The 17,443-nt window shown below is 65.5% G+C and carries 13 protein-coding genes and 1 riboswitch; of the genes, 10 read left to right on the top strand and 3 right to left on the bottom strand.

Going from position 1 to position 17,443, the window contains the following annotated elements; genetic code table 11:
* The first annotated feature begins 43 nt into the window (after window positions 1-43).
* Window positions 44-604, top strand: coding sequence for a YqgE/AlgH family protein (locus U8326_RS14765; RefSeq protein ID WP_324741150.1), 561 nt, complete (start codon window positions 44-46; stop codon window positions 602-604).
* Between the two features lie 81 nt (window positions 605-685).
* On the opposite strand, the gene U8326_RS14760 is transcribed toward U8326_RS14765, so the two are convergent.
* Window positions 686-1,717: a phytase gene (locus tag U8326_RS14760; protein WP_324741149.1), complete on the bottom strand. Its 1,032-nt coding sequence runs from the start codon at window positions 1,715-1,717 to the stop codon at window positions 686-688.
* Entirely contained in the window at window positions 1,717-4,554 is a 2,838-nt protein-coding gene (locus U8326_RS14755; RefSeq protein WP_416385489.1) for a TonB-dependent receptor, read from the bottom strand. Before U8326_RS14755 ends, U8326_RS14760 begins: the two co-directional genes overlap by 1 nt.
* A 222-nt stretch (window positions 4,555-4,776) precedes the next feature.
* Here U8326_RS14755 and U8326_RS14750 point away from each other — a divergent pair, with 222 nt between their 5' ends.
* The 9 genes from U8326_RS14750 (at window position 4,777) to cobO (ending at window position 16,497) form a co-directional block, all read left to right on the top strand.
* Window positions 4,777-5,277 (top strand): YybH family protein, encoded by a 501-nt coding sequence (locus tag U8326_RS14750; RefSeq protein WP_324741148.1) that lies wholly within the window; start codon window positions 4,777-4,779, stop codon window positions 5,275-5,277.
* A 149-nt stretch (window positions 5,278-5,426) separates the two neighbouring features.
* A riboswitch (cobalamin riboswitch) is annotated at window positions 5,427-5,680 on the top strand.
* A 218-nt stretch (window positions 5,681-5,898) separates the two neighbouring features.
* Window positions 5,899-7,824, top strand: a complete 1,926-nt coding sequence (locus tag U8326_RS14745; protein ID WP_324741147.1) for a TonB-dependent receptor plug domain-containing protein — start codon at window positions 5,899-5,901, stop codon at window positions 7,822-7,824.
* 58 nt (window positions 7,825-7,882) lie between these two features.
* Window positions 7,883-8,440 carry a DUF7676 family protein gene (locus U8326_RS14740; protein ID WP_324741146.1) on the top strand — a complete coding sequence of 186 codons (558 nt, stop codon included), beginning with the start codon at window positions 7,883-7,885 and terminating at the stop codon, window positions 8,438-8,440.
* Window positions 8,440-9,282: an ABC transporter substrate-binding protein gene (locus U8326_RS14735; RefSeq protein WP_324741144.1), complete on the top strand. Its 843-nt coding sequence runs from the start codon at window positions 8,440-8,442 to the stop codon at window positions 9,280-9,282. The genes U8326_RS14740 and U8326_RS14735 overlap by 1 nt, the downstream gene beginning before the upstream one ends.
* Window positions 9,279-10,301: an iron ABC transporter permease gene (locus tag U8326_RS14730; protein ID WP_324741142.1), complete on the top strand. Its 1,023-nt coding sequence runs from the start codon at window positions 9,279-9,281 to the stop codon at window positions 10,299-10,301. The genes U8326_RS14735 and U8326_RS14730 overlap by 4 nt, the downstream gene beginning before the upstream one ends.
* The gene (locus U8326_RS14725; protein WP_324741140.1) at window positions 10,298-11,113 is read left to right on the top strand and encodes an ABC transporter ATP-binding protein; all 816 of its coding nucleotides are present in this window, start codon (window positions 10,298-10,300) and stop codon (window positions 11,111-11,113) included. The genes U8326_RS14730 and U8326_RS14725 overlap by 4 nt, the downstream gene beginning before the upstream one ends.
* On the top strand, window positions 11,110-12,147 hold the full coding sequence (gene cobW, locus U8326_RS14720) for a cobalamin biosynthesis protein CobW (RefSeq protein WP_324741138.1): 1,038 nt from the start codon (window positions 11,110-11,112) through the stop codon (window positions 12,145-12,147). The genes U8326_RS14725 and cobW overlap by 4 nt, the downstream gene beginning before the upstream one ends.
* A 1-nt stretch (window position 12,148) precedes the next feature.
* Window positions 12,149-15,892, top strand: coding sequence for a cobaltochelatase subunit CobN (cobN, locus tag U8326_RS14715; RefSeq protein ID WP_324741135.1), 3,744 nt, complete (start codon window positions 12,149-12,151; stop codon window positions 15,890-15,892).
* A complete protein-coding gene (gene cobO, locus U8326_RS14710) occupies window positions 15,892-16,497 on the top strand; it encodes a cob(I)yrinic acid a,c-diamide adenosyltransferase (RefSeq protein WP_324743629.1) in 606 nt (201 codons plus the stop codon). The genes cobN and cobO overlap by 1 nt, the downstream gene beginning before the upstream one ends.
* Before the next feature lie 17 nt (window positions 16,498-16,514).
* On the opposite strand, the gene U8326_RS14705 is transcribed toward cobO, so the two are convergent.
* Window positions 16,515-17,381, bottom strand: a complete 867-nt coding sequence (locus U8326_RS14705; RefSeq protein ID WP_324741133.1) for an ABC transporter substrate-binding protein — start codon at window positions 17,379-17,381, stop codon at window positions 16,515-16,517.
* Between the last annotated feature and the right edge of the window lie 62 nt (window positions 17,382-17,443).

The raw sequence follows: 17,443 nt of genomic DNA, 5'->3' as shown, positions 1-17,443 counted from the left end.
GGCCAGTGCTTTTGCCCTGGCTACAGCGTAGTATAGATGGATCATGAGCGAGGCGAGCTATCTAGCCGGCCGGTTGCTGCTGGCCATGCCGGGAATGGGCGATCCCCGTTTCCACCATGCGGTGATCGCGATGTGCCTGCACGATGCTCAGGGCGCGCTCGGCATCGGCATAGGCCATACACGCAACGATATCGGTTTCCACGGCCTGCTCGAGCACCTCGGGATAGACCGGGGCAAGGCGCCGGATTGCGCCGTCCATCATGGCGGGCCGGTCGAGCCGGGGCGCGGCTTCATCCTGCATTCGCAGGACTGGGACAGCGAGGAAACGATCAAGGTCGGTTCGCTCTGCTCCTTTTCCGCATCGGTGGAAATCCTGGAGGCGATCACGGCGGGCGAAGGGCCGGCGCAATGGCTGATCGCGCTCGGCTATACCGGCTGGGGTCCGGGCCAGCTCGACGGGGAAATGCAGCGCCATGGCTGGTTCGCCGCCGAAGGGCGGCAGGAAATCCTGTTCCATACGAGGGCGCAAAAGCGCTGGACGCAGACCTGGAAGGCGGAAGGGATCGAGCCGGCCCTGCTCGCAAGCACGACCGGCAGCGCGTGAGCCGCGCCGCCGGCGCCCTCATTCAGGCAATCATGATTCTCTCAGGCAGGATTCTCCCAGGCGGAATCATTTCGGGCAAAGTCATCGCGGGCCAAGCGCATCCACGATGGCCTGCCAGGGGACCAGCTTGAAGTTCTGGGCCTGCGATCCGTTGAACCCGTCCTGCGCGATGAACAGCCCGCCCGGATAATCCGGGCCGAAATCGCCGGCCCTCAAGGCGATGCCGTCCGTCTCCTCGGTCGAGCCGAAGCGCCCCGCCGCCACGCGGAAGCGGCCGGCGGGGGCCATGTCCGGCAGGCGATAGCGGGCGAAGGCATTGTCGCCCTGGCTGGACGCAACCAGCCAGCCGCCGCCATCCCCATCGGTCACGAGCGCCAGGCCTTCGACATCGGCGACCAGCTGGCGGTTGTCGACCGGGGCCACCAGCTCGCCCTTGGCGTCCCCCTCGCGGAACCGCCAGATGCCGACATCCTCTTCGCCGACATAGAGCGTGCCGTCGCGCGGATCGGCGACGCAGCCTTCCGCCTGGGTCGCCAGCTTGCGGGCCAGCACCAGGGTGGAACGCGGCTCGGCGCCGAGATCCAGCGCATATTCGTTGACCGTGCCGTCCTTCAGCACGGAAAAGGCGTGCAGCCGGTCGCCCTTGCGCCACAGGCAGATGCCGTAGCCTTCACCGACGCCCCCATCGACGGTGCCCAGCGGCTGCAGGGCGGGCGTCGCCGGATCGAGCCGGTAGAGCCGCAATTGCGCATGGGCCGGATCGTTGCGGTCGCTGGCGACGACGATGATGCCCGCCGCCACCATATCGACCAGATCGACATTGTTGAGCAGCCCGGCCGGATCGAAGAACCGGCTCTTGCCCGACAGGTCGTAGACATGGAGGCCGGCCTTCTTGTCCGTCGCCACGATCAGGCTCGCCGCCGGGTTTTCCGGATTGCGCCAGATCGCCGGGTCGTCCGCCGCATCCGCGTTGCCGGTTCCGACAGGCTCGGTTTCGCCCGTGGCGAAGACCTCGACCGCCGGATCGCCGGTAATCGGGACGGTGGCGCAGCCCCCGGCCGCAAGCGCGGCAAGCACGGCCGGGGCGAGAAGAGGACTCCGCCGCAGGCGCATCAGAAGTTCGCCATTACGCCGAACTTGGCCGTCCAGCTATATTCTTCGTATTGCAGCAGGCGACGGCTGCCGGCGAAGTTCTGGTAGGCGAAGTAGGGTGCGTCCGTGACGTTGATCCATTCGGCGAACAGGCGCACGCCGTCGGTGATCCGATATTTGGCGCTGAGGTCGAGCTGGAAATGATCGGCGACATAGCGATCTTCTTCCGCCTCGCCGCCCAGCTCGTCCAGATATTTGCTGCGATAGGTTCCGGCCGCGCGCAGCGAGATCGGACCCTTTTCATAGCCCACCACAATGTTGAAGGTGTGCTTGGATGACGCCGCCAGCGGAATCCGCCGCGGATCGGTGACGTCGCCATCGTTCAGCACCGTGCCCTTGGCGTCGGTATAGGTGTAGTTGGCATTGAACAGCAGCCCATCCAGCGGCGCGGGCAGGAAGCTGAAGACCTGATTGTAGGACAGTTCGAAGCCCTTGATCTTGGCCTTGTCGCCATTGATGTAGGTGGTCAGCTCCTCATAATCGACGCCGTAGATCGTCCCCGGCTCCGAGATGTGCTGCTCGACCACGAAATCCTTGATCGACTTCCAGAAGAACCCGCCGGTCAGCGCCGAATTCTGGCCGAAATACCATTCCACCGATGCGTCGAAGTTCCAGGCACTGTAAGGCTTGAGGTTCGGATTGCCGACCACCGCTTCGAGATCCTCGTCCAGCTCGAAACGCGGAGCGAGGTTGGAAAGCTTGGGGCGGACGAGGCTCTTGTATCCCGCCGCGCGCAGAACCAGATTGCGCTGCGGCTCATAACGCAGGGTCAGGCTTGGCAGCCAGTCGGTATAGGAACGGGTGAAGCGATTGGGCGATACGAACACCGTATCCTCATCCAGCTCCACGCCTTCATATTCCTCGCCTTCCTCGACGAATTGGGTCAGTTTCGCGCGGATGTCGTTCTTGGTGCGCTCCATCCGGACACCGCCGATTATCCGCAACTGCGCGCTGTCCCAGCGGCCAAGCAGATAGCCCGCGACGATGTCTTCCTTCACCGCATAGTCGGAAGAATTCGAATTGATCGCGGTGTCGATCGGATTGAGGACGAAATTGCCCTGATTGGCATAGAAGAAGTCGGTCGGGGCATGATGGCTCGGCAACGGCAGAATATCCGTGATACGATAGGTCTGCTTGCCCAGCACGTCGGCCAGGGAATAATCCCCGTCGTAATCGTCATATACGTCCGCCTGGAGATCGTATGACTTCTTGCGCCAGCGAGCCTTGCCGCCCGCCTGAATGGTGAAGCTGCCGCCCGCGGTGGCGAATTCGCGCGAAAGGTCGCCCTTCGCTACATATTCGCGGTCCTTCGAGTTGGAAAGCGTGGTGCGTTCCAGCTCGTTGAAGCCGTATTCCGACGGATCGAGGAACAGGTCCGCGCCGCTGGTGATGGAATAGAGCGGCTTGCGAGAGTTCGAATAATCGAAATCGAGGCCGACGCCATCGTCATTGAACCGGGCGCGAAAACGGGTCGGGTCGATCGATCCGTTCTCGCGTTCGCTCGATTCCGACCACGAGCCGGAATAGGTCGCCTTCCAGGGGCCTGCCTCGGTTTCGCCGCCAACGGTCACCGATTTGATCCGCTGGCGTTCGAAGCGATCCTTCATCCGGCGGCGGACTTCGATCCGGCCGTCCTCATCCACGAAGGATGCGGAAGTGGCGTTGCCCGCTCGCGGATCGATCTCGTCCTCGTCCAGGATGAAGATCACGTCGCCGCGGAATTCCTGATCCTCGAACTGGCTGTAAAGGCCGCGGGCATAGAGCTTGGTGGTGTCGGAAGGGCGCCAGTCGAAGCTCAGCGAGCCGCCGATGCGCTCGCGCGCCACGTCGTAATCGCGATACTGCAACTCGCGGGCGAAGACCGCGCCGTCCACCTCGTCCCAGTCCGCCGCCTCGATATTGTCGCTTTCGAACTTGCGCTTGTAGTAGCTGAAGCCGCCCGCAATGCCGAAATTGTCGCTCAGCTTCTTCGAGAAATCCAGGCTGCCCTTGGGGGTCAGCTCTTCGGAATAATCATTGTAGCTGCCTTCGAGCTTGATCGAGAGCAGATCCTTCTTGCGATCGAAAGCGCTGGTGGTGTTGATCTCGATCGACGCGCCGATGGTGTCTCCATCCATATCCGGGGTCAGCGATTTCTTGACCTCGATCGATTCGATCAACTCGGCCGGGATCACGTCGAGCGCCACGGACCGGACATCGCTTTCCGGTGCGGGAATGCGCGTGCCGTTGATCGAAGCCGCGTTGAGTTCCGGGTCGAGGCCGCGAACCGAAACGAAGCGGCCTTCGCCCTGGTCGTTGAGGATATTGAGGCCAGGCAGGCGGCGCAGCGATTCGGCCACGTTCTGATCGGGAAACTGGCCTACGCCATCGCGCGTCAGCACGCTTTCGACGCCATCGGCCGAGCGCTGGCGCGAGAGGGAACTGGCGAGGTTGGCTTGCTGGCCCAGCACCAGGATCTGGCTGGCGGTTTCGCCGCCCAGCGCGAGATTCGCGGTGACTACGCCACTGACCGGCACCTCGATCGTCTGCTGCACCGTGTCCGCGCTGATATACTGCGCTTCCAGCGTATAGCTGCCGGCTGGAACATCCACGAAGCGAAAGCTGCCGTCGCGAGCGGCGACCGTCACGCGGTTGAGTTCGACGATCCGCAATTGCGCGGAATTGAGCGCCATGGTGCCGGACGAATCCATGACCGAACCGGCGACTTCTCCGGCCAGGGCTGGGGTCGCCAGCATGGAGCCGCCGGCAAGTGCGGCGGCAAGCAGAATGCGGCGGCGGCAGGCACGCGAATAGGTCATGTCGATTTCCCTCGTTTGGCGATTTTACGCGTCTTCGAGGGCGCCCCTGCAGCAAGCATGTGATGGGTTGATGAAAGAGCCGTGACAATTCGGTTACACTGGCAGCGCCGGAAGATCGGGGCTGGAAGATTGGCGGCCAGCCCGGGATTCGCTCGCCCGGCACAGATGGCTGCATCGGTCGCATTCCTGTGGTAAGCTGGCGACAGCTTTCAGAGGTTTGTCATGACTCGTGCCTCTATTTTCCTCGTCGCATTGCTGGTGCTGCTCGGTTCCTGCTCGGACAAAAAGGCCGACGAAGCCGGGGCGGGTGCGAACAGCCCCAGCGTGACTCTGAGCGCGGTCCGCCAGGCCGAGCAGGAGCAACTTGCCGCCATGAGCGCGCGGAACGTGGACGAGGCGATCAGCCGGTATGCGCCGGATGCGACGCTGGTCGTGCCAGGCTCCGACCCGCTGGTCGGCCTTGACGCGATAGGCAAGGCCTTCAAAATCATGCTGAACGATAGCGCATTCGCTTATGACATGACCTCAAGCCAGGCATGGATTTCCGAAAGTGGCGACCTTGCGGTCACAACCGGCGATTTCGCCAACACCTACACCCAGGCCAACGGCCAACCGGCCACGATCGTCGGGAAGAACCAGACCGTCTGGCAGAAAATTGGAACGGCGGATTGGAAAATAGTTTCCGACTTCAACATCCGCGCCACCGGCCCCGATAGCCCCTGACAGCACTGGCCCGCCTGTTGAGCAGGCGCGGCGAAGCCGGCCGGATGCGTCTGAAATCGTCCAGCGCTGGCGAGAGATGGATGCATTGCAATGAAGGATTGGCTTCCTTTTGAATTTGGCTTATGTGCGCCTGCGAAGGCGGGCTTGCCCGCTTTCATGATCGCGCCGGTGCCCGAGAGGGCTTAATTCGGGAACGCGGTGAGGAAAGGCTTTTCGGCCGATCCGAATCCGAGGCTGTCCCTGCAACTGTAAGCGGCGAGCGCGATGCACATCGTTTCCCCCCAACGATAAGGGGCGGGGAAACAGCCACTGGGCCGGTTGCTGAAACATGCGGGCTTGGGAAGGCCGTGCATCAAGCTATGACCCGCGAGCCAGGAGACCTGCCGGCGCATGGTCGCTCTTGCCGCGGTCCAGGGGATGGCCATGGCACGGTAAACCTCCGTCTGAGCGACGAACCAATGCGGCTGGGGCCGCACGGTCATGCGCTGCGTGGGCGATATGCGCCCGCCCGCCTGCGCTGGCCGGCCGTTCGTTCGCCTGGCTGGTGCCCGCACCGGCCTGATCGCGAACGCGCCGGTTCGCCCCCGCCGCCAGTTGCTCTGGCGCCAGGGGGGTTAACCCATGAAGAAAATAATCTATCTCGTCTCATTGTCGGCCATGGCGACCGCCACGCCCGCGCTGGCGGACACGGCCACAGACAGCGCCGCCTCCGCCGGCAATGCCGAACCGGATGGCAGCGACATAGTGGTCACCGCGACCCGTGTTCCGACGGACATCGGCAAGATCGGTTCCTCCATCACGGTGATCACCGCGAAGGAGCTTGAAAACCGGCAGACTCGTTTCGTGCTGGACGCCTTGCAAACGACGCCCGGCCTTTCCGTTGCCCAGTTCGGTGCGCGCGGAACCGATTCCAGCCTGAAATTGCGCGGCCAGAATCCTGAAGGCACATTCGTCCTGATCGATGGCGTCGAGGTTTCCGATCCCAGCCGCAGCCAGACGGCCTTCGATTTCTCCCAGCTTCTCGCCACCAACATCGAACGCATCGAAGTGCTGCGCGGCTCTCAGAGCGTGCTGTACGGCAGCGAAGCGATCGGGGGCGTCATCAATATCGTCTCGAAGCGCGGCTCAGGCCCCCTGACAGGTTCGATATTCGGCGAAGGCGGCAGCTACGGCACCTATCTGCTGGGCGGTCAGATCCGGGGCGGCCTGGCGAATGATCGCTTCGGTTACTCGGTCGACTTGCAATATCTGCACACCGACGGCTTCTCCGCCGCCGACGAAAACCTTCCCGGCAATTCCGAAGGCGAAAAATACAAGAATTTCTCCAGCAGCGGCCGTTTCGACTATCAATTTTCGGACGATTGGTATGCAAAGGCGGTCTATCGCTACGCCGAAGGCACGTTGAATTATGACGCCTGCGGCGGCCCATACTGCGACGACCCCGACGTCGGCGATGACTTCCTCCAATATTCGGGGCGTCTTTCCACCGGCTTCAGCCTGCTGGATGGGGCGCTGCGGGGCGAGTTCGGTGCTTCCTATGCCCGTAACGAGCGGGAAGGCTTCGATAACGGGGCCGATTCCTATTTCTACTACGGCGACCGAACCAAGTTCGACTTCCAGGGCTCCTATGCCATCGACGCCGACAACGTGCTCGTCTTCGGCGCTGAAACCAAGAACGATCGCATGCGGAGCGACGCGGTTTCCGATCGCATTTCCGTGAGGAACAACGGGTTCTACGCGCTTTATCAGCTGGGCCTGTTCGAATCGCTGTATCTGTCGGCGGGTGTTCGCATCGACGACCATGAGACATTCGGGACATTCGATACCTATCGCGGCACGGCTGCCTACAATATCGCCGCCACCGGAACGAAGCTGAAGGGCAGCTATTCGACAGGTTTCAGGGCGCCCAGCCTGTTCGAGCTATATGGCCGCTGCTGCGGCGATCCGCTGTTCGGCAACATCAACCTCAAACCCGAGACCAGCAAGAGCTGGGATCTCGGCATCGAGCAGAAGCTCGCCGACGATACGCTGCAGCTCGAAGTCGTCTATTTCCAGATCGACACCAGGAACAAGATCAACTTCATCGGCTTCGGCGACCCGGAACCCAATTATTTCAACGTTCCAGGAAGGACGCGATCGAAGGGCGTCGAAGCCTCGCTCGCCTGGAATCCGAACGAAGCGCTCAGCGTTCGGGTGGCCTACACCAACAACCAGGTGAGGGCCGCGACAGGTGAACGGCTGCAAAATCGCCCCCGGCACTACATCTCGGGCAATATGAATTACACCTTCCTCAACGAGCGCGCCAATCTGAACCTCACGGCCAGCTATTGGAGCGACACGCTCGACACCGACTTCAGCACATTCCCTTCGCAGATAGTGAAGCTGGACAATCCTGTCGTGATAACGCTCGCCGGGCGGTTGAATCTTTTCGAGAAAACCGAACTTACGGGCCGCATCGAAAATCTCCTCGATGAAAAATACCAAACCGAAGCCGGTTACGGCACGGCGGGGCTGAGTTTCTACGCAGGAATCCGGCAGAGCTTCTGAATGTCTTCGGCAGGGCGGCGCTGAAACTGGCGCCGCCCTGTTTTTTCCAAGGAGAAACATGATGGCCAAGATCGCGAAGATCGAGGAACGGCACGAGGACGGCAGGCTGAAGACCGAAATCTGGGCGCTCCCGCTGGACGAGGATTTCCTCGAAACCCTGTTCCGCGACCTGTTCGAAAACCACTGGGCCGAACTGACCTTCGGCCCGATGATCCAGGGCGGAGCCTATGAGCTGCGTTGCCCGGGACCGCCGAAATCCATCAATGTCGGCGACGGCTATTTCACGGTCCATTGGGGCCGGGGCGGCCATTTCCACCTCTGCATCGGGGAATCCAGGGCGGAGCCGGAAATCGTGGCCCACCGCCGCCCCGGCAAATGCGAGCTGGTGCGCGGAATGGACAAGCATGGCGATCCCGTCACCTGGTCGCTGCGGGTGGAGAACGGCAAGGGGGAATCCACCCTCAGCATCTATTTCCCCAACCCGTTCCTGACCGATGAGGACGGGCTGGCCGATACGCCCGACTGGAGCCGCCTCGCGCTGTGGCACCACACCTTGAAGACCTATGCCGGGCACGATCCCGACGGGCGCGATACGTTGGGCAAGGGCTTCCGGTGATGCGCCGGGCGCTGGCCTTCATGACGGCGGCGGCTTTCGCCGCCGTGCCCGCCTCGGCCGCGCGCCCGCTGCCCCGTGCTGCGTCCTTCGGCCTGTGCGCCGACCAGATGCTGCTGATGCTGGGCGACCGGGCGCAGATCGCGTCCGTGTCCGCCCAGGCCACCGGCCCGCTTTCCTTCTATGCCGGGCGAGCGCGCGGCTTTCCCGCCAATCGCGGAGCGGCCGAGGAGATCATCGCCTCCGGCGCGAAGCTGCTGCTGGTCAGCGATGCGATGGACCAGCGCAGCGCCGAAGCCCTTGCCCGCTTTGGCGTGAAGGTGGTGCAGGTTCCGCTCGCCAATGAATGGGCAGAGGTCGAGCAGATGACGCGCGAGATCGCCCAGGCGCTCGGCCAACGGCCCCGTGGCGAAGCGGTGATCGCCGACATGCGCGCCCGGCTTACCCGCGCGCGCGCGGCCGCGCCCCGCTCCGACTGGCCGACCGTGATCTATTACCGCCCCGACGGCGGCGGGGCCGGGGCGGGCACCTTCGTCGATATTTCGCTCACCGCGGCCGGGTTCCGCAATCTCCAGCGCGAATGGGGACCGCCGCTGTGGGAAGGCGTGCCGGTCGAACGCGTGGTGCTCGATCCGCCCGACATGTTCGCCGTAAGCTATTTCGACACCAGCACGCGCGCGTCGGCGACCCTGCGCCGCAATCCGGTGCTCTGGGGCAAGGCGCGCACGCGGCCGGTGCTCAACGTCCACGGCAAATACTGGAACTGCGGCAGCCCGCTGCTGGTGGAGGCGGTGGAACAGCTCGCCGCCGAACGCCGCCGGCTTCCCGGAAAGAACCGCAAATGACCCAGGGCCCCGGATCAGCCGTTCCCCGCATCGGAACCGCCGCCTTGTGCGGTATCCTCTCGCTTGTTCTCGTCCTGCTGATGCTTGGCTCACTGACGATCGGCTATGTCCCCATCCCGCTGCCGCGCCTCGTCAAGGCCGCTTTCGGGCTGGCCGATCCGGCGAGCGGGATCATCGTGCAGGAACTGCGTATGCCCCGCATGCTGCTCGCCGTGCTGCTGGGCGCCTCGCTGGGCGGCGCGGGCGCGGTGCTGCAGGGGCTGCTGCACAATCCGCTGGCCGAGCCGACCACGCTCGGCATTTCCGGCGCGGCGAGCCTCGGCGCGGTGATCGCGATCTATTTCGGCCTCGCCGGCATCGTGCCGCTGTGGCTGCCGGCCTGCGCGATGATCGGCGCCGGGCTCGCCACCGTGATCCTGCTCTATGTGGCGAAGGACAGCGGCAGCACGCTGACGCTGATCCTCGTCGGCTCGGGGATCAGTGGCATATCGATCGCGCTCACTTCGCTGGCGATGAACCTTTCCACCAATCCCTGGGCAGTCAGCGAGATCGCGATGTGGCTGCTGGGATCGGTGAAGGACCGCACTTTCGCCGAAGTGCGGCTGGCCGCTCCGTTCATCCTGATCGGCCTTGTCATCCTGCTCGCCGCCGCGCCTTCGCTCGACCTGCTGGCGCTGGGCGAGGATGCGGCGCGCAGCCTCGGCCTCAATACGCCAAGGCTGCGGGCGATGGCGATCACCGGCACCAGCCTGGCCGTGGGCGCGGGCGTGGCGGTGACCGGCTCGGTCGGCTTCGTGGGGCTGATGATGCCGCATCTGATCCGCCCGCTGGTGGGCCAGGTGCCCAGCCGGATCGTCCTGCCCAGCATCATCGGCGGCGGCGCGCTGGTGCTGGCGGCGGATATCGTCGTGCGGCTGATCGCGGTCGGCCCCGAACTCCAGCTCGGCGTACTGACCTCGCTGCTCGGCACGCCGTTCTTCCTCTATCTCGTCCTCCATCTGCGGCGGCAATTGGCATGACCCGCCTTTCGCTCGACCATCTCTCGGTTCCGATCGGGCGCCGTCCGGTGCTGCGGGACATCGGCTTCACGGCCGATGGCGGCACGCTGCTGGGGCTGGTCGGCCCCAATGGCGCGGGAAAATCGACCCTGGGGCGGGCCATCGCGGGCCTGCTGCCGCCAAGCGCAGGGATAGTCGCGGTGGACGGCGTGCCGCTCTCCGCCATGGCCCGCCGCGATGCCGCGCGGCTGATCGCCTATCTGCCGCAGGGCGACGCGGTGCATTGGCCGCTTGCCGCGCGTGCGACCGTGGCGCTGGGCCGAGGGCCTTATCTCGGCCGTTTCGGTACCCTCTCCCCGGCGGATGAAGCGGCGATCGAGCGCGCGCTTGCCCGGGCGGACCTGACCTCCATGGCGGACCGGGACGTGCAATCGCTCTCCGGCGGCGAACGCGCCCGCGTGCTGCTGGCTCGCGCGCTGGCGGTCGAAGCGCCGATCCTGATCGCGGACGAGCCGGTCGGCGCGCTCGATCCGCGCCATGCGCTGCGGATCATGGGCCTGCTGCGCGAAGAGGCAGAGCGTGGCGCGCTGGTGATCGCGGTGCTGCACGATCTCGCGCTCGCCTCCCGCTTCTGCGACCGGCTCATTATGCTGCACGAAGGGCGGCTGGTGGCGGACGGACCGCCGCATGACGTGCTCTCGCCGCCGGGCCTCGCGCGGCATTATCGCGTGTCCGGCCATCACGGCGCGCATGAATTGGAGCGTTTCGTGATCCCCTGGCAGGCCCTGCGGGACCACGCATCCCATCCCTCACACAAAGGAGAAGAGGCATGAGCAAAGTCCCGGCAACCGTCATCACCGGCTTCCTCGGCGCGGGCAAGACCACGCTGATCCGCCACCTGCTGCGCAATGCCAAAGGGCGCAGGCTGGCGCTGGTCATCAACGAGTTCGGCGATGTCGGGGTGGACGGCGAGCTGGTGAAAGGCTGCAACGACGAAGCCTGCCCGGAAGGGGACATCGTGGAACTGGCCAATGGCTGCATCTGCTGCACCGTGGCGGACGATTTCCTGCCGACCATGCAGAAGCTGCTCGACCGGCCGAACCCGCCCGAGCACATCATCATCGAGACATCGGGCCTCGCGCTGCCCAAGCCGCTGGTGAAGGCGTTCCAGTGGCCCGACATCCGCACCCGCGCCACGGTGGATGGGGTGGTCGCGCTGATCGACGCCGATGCCGTGGCCGCCGGACGCTTTGCGGCCGACGAGGCGGCGCTGGCGGCGGCGCGGGCGGCCGATCCCAATCTCGATCATGACAGCCCGCTGGAGGAACTGTTCGAGGACCAGCTTGCCTGCGCCGACATGGTCATCCTCAACAAGACCGATCTGGTGGACGAGGGCACGCTGGCCCGGCTCGAAGCCGATCTGGCGAAGGAAACCCGCGAGGGCGTGAAGCTGGTCCGGGCCGATCATGGCGCGATCGATCCCGCCGCGCTGCTGGGCCTGCTCGCCGGGGCGGAAGACGATCTGGAAGCCCGCCCTTCCCACCATGACGCGGAAGACGACGATCACGATCATGACGATTTCGACAGCTTCGTGGTGCGCGGCGGGGAAGTGGGCGAACTCGACGCCTTGCTCGGGCGGCTGGGCGAGTTGATCGCCTCTCACGACATCCTGCGGGTGAAGGGCATGGTCGCGCTGTCGGGCAAGCCCGGCCGCCTCGTCCTGCAAGGGGTAGGGCCGCGCATCCAGCATCATTTCGACCGGGCGTGGAGCGCGCAAGAGCCGCGCCGCACGCAGCTCGTCGTCATCGGCCAGAAAGGGCTGGACCGCGGGGCGATCGAAACGGGGCTGGCGGAAATGCTGGGCTGACATGCACCTGCTGTCGGCTACGCCGGGAACGATATCCAACGGGGACGAGGCGGTGGATCTCGCCCAGTCGCCGGGCGAGATCGTGATCCTGACCGTGGCCGACAGCGAGCTTGCCTGTTTCGCGCGCGCCGCGGCGCAGATGGGCGATGGCGCACCAAGCGTCCGCCTCGCCAATCTCCTCCACCTCCGCCACCCCTATTCGGTCGATCTCTACGTCGAGAAGGTGATTACGCACGCGAAGTTCGTCTGCGTGGTGCTGCTGGGGGGAAAATCCTACTGGCCTTACGGGATAGACGAGATCGCCGCGACCGCGCGGGAACGGGGGATCGCCTTCGCCGCGCTGGAGAACGGGCGGGAGGAAGACCCGGCCCTCGCCCGCGCTTCCACCCTGCCCACGGATATTCTCGCCCGCCTGCGGGATTATGTCAGGCAGGGCGGCGTGCCCAACGCGGTCAGCTTCCTGCGCACCGCCGCCAGCCTGATCGGGCGGGATTGCGGGCGGGCGGACGATCCCCTGCCGGTTGCCGACGCCGGGCTGTATCTGCCCGGCAGGGAACGGCCCACCCTGGCCGATATCCGTGCCGGCTGGCGGCCCCGGCAGCCTGTCGCCCTGCTGGTATTCTACCGCGCATTGCTGGTCGCCGGCACGCTGGACGCGGTGGATGCCATGATGACGGCACTGCAAGCGCGGGGATTCAACGTGGCGGCCGTCCATGTCCGCGCCTTGCGGGAACCCTTCGCGATCGACTGGCTGGGCAGTTCGCTGCGCGAAATCGGGCCGGATATCATCGTCAACGCCACCTCCTTCGCCGCATCGTCCTCCGGCGAGGCGCGCATCCCTTCCGTGCTGGAGCAGGCGGACTGCCCGATCCTGCAGACCGTCTTCGCCGGGATCGAGGAAAGCGCATGGAGCCAGAGCCCGCGCGGCCTTGGCGCGCGCGATCTCGCCATGAACATCGCCCTGCCGGAAGTGGATGGCCGCCTGTTCACGCGCGCGGTTGCCTTCAAGGCCGCCGAGCGGTTCGACCCCCTCACCGAATGCGGCATCGTGGTGCCGCGCGTCCTGGCGGATCGCCTCGCCTTCGTTGCCGACCTCGCCGCGAACTGGGCGCGGCTGCGCCGCACACCTGCCTCCCAACGCCGGATCGCGCTGGTGCTGGCCAATTATCCCAATCGCGACGGGCGGATCGGCAATGGCGTGGGGCTGGATACGCCCGCCAGCGCCGCTGCGATCATCACGGCGCTGCGGGAGGCAGGCTATGACGTGGGCAATGCGCCGCAGGATGGCCCGGCGCTGATGCGGATCATGACCAGCGGAGTTACGAACGATCTGTCCTCGCTGGACCGGCCCCAGGGAGGAGAGGCTTTACTGCCCCTGAGGGAATATCACGCCGCCTTCGCCGAAATCCCCGCAGCCGCCCGTTCCGCGATGCTCGGACGCTGGGGCCAGCCCGAAGACGATCCCTTCGCGCGCGATGGTGCTTTCCGCCTTGCCGTTCATCGCTTCGGCAAGCTCGCCGTCGCGGTCCAGCCCGCGCGAGGCTACAACATCGATCCCAAGGAAAGTTATCACGACCCGGCCCTGCCGCCGCCGCATGGCTACCTGGCCTTCCATATCTGGCTCAACCGGGCTTTCGGCGCGCATGCGGTGGTCCATGTCGGCAAGCACGGCAATCTCGAATGGCTGCCGGGCAAGGCGGTTTCCCTCTCGCGCGAATGCTTTCCCGAGATCTGCGCGGGGCCGGTTCCGCAGCTCTACCCCTTCATCGTCAACGATCCGGGCGAAGGGACCCAGGCCAAGCGCCGCATCGGCGCCTGCATCATCGATCACCTGACCCCGCCGCTGACCCGCGCCGAAAGCTACGGTCCGCTCAAGCAGCTCGAAGCGCTGGTGGACGAATATTACCTCGCCGCCGGGATGGACCCGAGGCGGCTGGAGCATCTGCGCCGCGAGATCCTCGATCTGGCGCGATCGCAGGGGCTGGACCGGGACGCGGGCGCACAAGGCGATGGCGATGATGCTTTGGCGGCGATCGACAATTACCTGTGCGAGCTGAAGGAAATGCAGATCCGCGATGGATTGCATGTCTTCACCCGTTCGCCCGAAGGACGGCTGCGGCGCGACCTGATCGTGGCGCTCGCCCGCGTGCCGCGCGGTTACGATCGACCCGGCGAGGCCTCGCTGCTCCGCGCATTGGCCGGCGATCTCGCCCTCGATTTCGATCCGCTCGACTGCCGCCTGGGCGACCCTTGGGATGGTCCGCGCCCGGCGATGCTGGAAGAGGTCGCGGCCGATTCATGGCGCACCCATGGCGATACGGTGGAGCGGCTGGAATTGCTGGCCGCCAGACTGGTCGAGCGCCACTCGCCGGAAGCGGAAGCGCTTGTCGGGCCGCGCTCCGCCGCGGTCCTTCAGGCCATCGCCGGCGAACTCGCCCCGCGTGTCGACGCCTGCGGCCCGGCCGAGCAAGCCGCGCTGCTGGCCGGCCTCGACGGGCGCTTCGTAATGCCGGGGCCATCCGGCGCTCCCACGCGCGGGCGGCCTGACGTGCTGCCGACCGGGCGCAATTTCTATTCGGTGGACACGCGTTCCGTCCCCACCGCCGTGGCCTGGGATCTGGGCTTCCGCTCTGCGCAGATGCTGGTGGAGGACTATCTCCAGCGCGAAGGCGAATATCCGAAAGCCATGGCGCTGTCCGCCTGGGGCACGGCCAATATGCGCACCGGCGGGGACGACATCGCGCAGGCGCTGGCGCTGATGGGCGTGCGCCCGCGCTGGGAATGGACGTCCGGCCGCGTCACCGGCTTCGAGATCATGCCGCTGGCCGAACTCGGCCGCCCGCGCGTGGACGTGATCTTCCGGGTATCCGGCTTCTTCCGCGACGCCTTTCCCGAACAGATGGACCTGATCGACAGCGCCGCGCGGGCCGTGATGGCGCTGGACGAACCGGCGGAGGACAATCCGGCGGCCGCCCGGCACCGCGCCGAGGTCGAGGAACTGGTCGAGGCAGGAGAGAATGCCGACGTGGCGCGCCGCCGCGCCGGGGCGCGTGTGTTCGGATCGAAGCCCGGCGCCTATGGAGCGGGGCTGCAGGCCATGATCGACGAGCGCCTCTGGCACAGCCGCGCGGACCTGGCCGAGGTCTATCTCGACTGGGGCAGCTACGCCTATGGCGGCGGCACGGAAGGGGATGAGGAACGCGCGCTCTTCACCGCGCGCCTCGCCCGCGCCGACGCCGTGGTCCAGAACCAGGACAATCGCGAGCACGACCTGCTCGACAGCGACGACTACTATCAGTTCGAGGGCGGTATCGCGGCTGCCGTGGAGCATCTCTCCGGCAAGGCTCCGCTATCCTACCACAATGATCACAGCAGGCCGGAGAAGCCGGTCGTCCGCAAGCTGGACGACGAGATCGGCCGGGTCGTCCGCGCCCGCCTCACCAACCCCAAATGGATCGCGGGGGTGATGCGGCACGGATACAAGGGCGCGTTCGAGATTGCCGCCAGTGTCGATTATCTTTTCGCCTTCGCGGCCACCACCCACGCGGTGAAGGACCACCATTTCGACGCTGTCCATGCCGCCTTCATCGAGGACGAGGAGGTGCGCGCCTTCATGGCGCAGGCCAATCCGGCGGCCTTGCGCGAAACCGCCGCGCGGCTGGCCGAGGCGCTGGAACGCGAACTGTGGAAACCGAAGTCGAACAGCGCCGCGTTGCTGCTGGCGCAGATCATGGAGGAGCGATGATGGCCGAACGGACCGACGAGCAGCACAATGCGAAGATGAAGAAGAAGCAGGCCGCCCATGAGAAGATCATGGCGAACAAGACAGTCGAGAAAGGCCTGCTGATCGTCCACACCGGCAAGGGCAAGGGTAAGACCACCGCCGCGCTCGGCATGGTGCTGCGGGCCATCGGCCACGGCCGGAAGGTGGGCGTAGTTCAGTTCGTGAAGGGGGCGATGAGCACGGGCGAGAAGGTGGTGTTCGACGCCTTTCCCAACAATGTCGAGTTCAAACCGATGGGCGAGGGCTTCACCTGGGACACGCAGGATCGCGCGCGCGACATCGCGGTGGCGCAAGCTGCGTGGGAGGAAGTGAAGCGGATGATCGCCGATCCGTCCTACGACATGGTGCTGGCGGATGAACTGAATATCGTGCTGCGCTATGACTACCTGCCGCTGGACGAAGTGCTGGAAGCGGTGAGATCGCGCCCCGGGATGAAGCATGTCATCATCACCGGCCGCAACGCGCCCGAAGCGCTGATCGAGGCGGCCGATCTCGTGACCGAGATGACGCTGGTGAAGCATCCCTTCCGCGCGGGCATCAAGGCGCAGGCCGGGATCGAGTTCTGATCTTGGCCGAAGCCGCCTCAGGATGTCTCGATCTGCTCCGCAAGGCTGCGCGCGGCCTGCACATAGGCGGGGCCGCCGCACACCGTCCACGCCTGCGGCAGGCGAAGGCGCGGAATGTCGCGCAAAGCGGGATGATGCAGCATTTCCGTGCCCTGGTCTGTCACCCGATCGGTCGCGCTCTCCACGATGATGAAATCGGGCCGCGCGGCCACCATCTCCTCCAGCGACATTCGGGAAAGCGCCGGTTTGCCGAGCTTGCCGGCCAGATTGACCAGGCCCGCGCGCCGCATCAGATCATCCACCAGCGTGCCGGTTCCCGTCAGGAAACCGCGCCGTTGGTAATAGGCCGCCACCCGGCCTTGACCCGGCCGCGGCAAGGCGGCCAGCTCCCTTTCCATCCGCGCGACCAGCGCCTCGCCCCGGGCCTGGTGGCCGGTGGCCCCGGCAACCAGACGGACCTGCCGCGCAATGTCCGGGAAATCTTCCGCGCTTTTCATGTCGAGCGTTCTGTAGTTTCGGCCCTTCAGCACCGCCATCACCGCGCTGCGGCGCGCGGGCATGCCCACCAGCAGGTCCGGCTCGATCGCGAGGATCTCCTCCGCCGACTGGTCGAGCACTCGCAATCCGCGCACCTGCCCGGCCGCGGCCGAGATTTCGGGATTTGCCGCATTGTGGGTGAGACCCGCGATCTGCCCGCGATCCGCCACCGCCAGAAGATATTGGTCCGAGCAGAGGTTGAGCGAAACGATACGGCGCGGGCCGCTGCTTTCCCCGCCGGAGCCGCCTGCGCCGCGCGCAAGGGCCGCGAGCAGCAACGCGCCGCAGGCGAGAACGGCCAAGGCCAGCGCGGCGCGGGCAGACAGCAAGGATTTCATCCGTGGCATCGGGCCGCGATCCTTAACAGCACGACCCCGGGACACAAGCGTGACGGGGCAACCGATCCATT

Source organism: Tsuneonella sp. CC-YZS046, assembly GCF_035581365.1.
GTDB lineage: Bacteria > Pseudomonadota > Alphaproteobacteria > Sphingomonadales > Sphingomonadaceae > JAWKXU01.
This window is presented reverse-complemented; position numbering and strand designations above follow the sequence as displayed.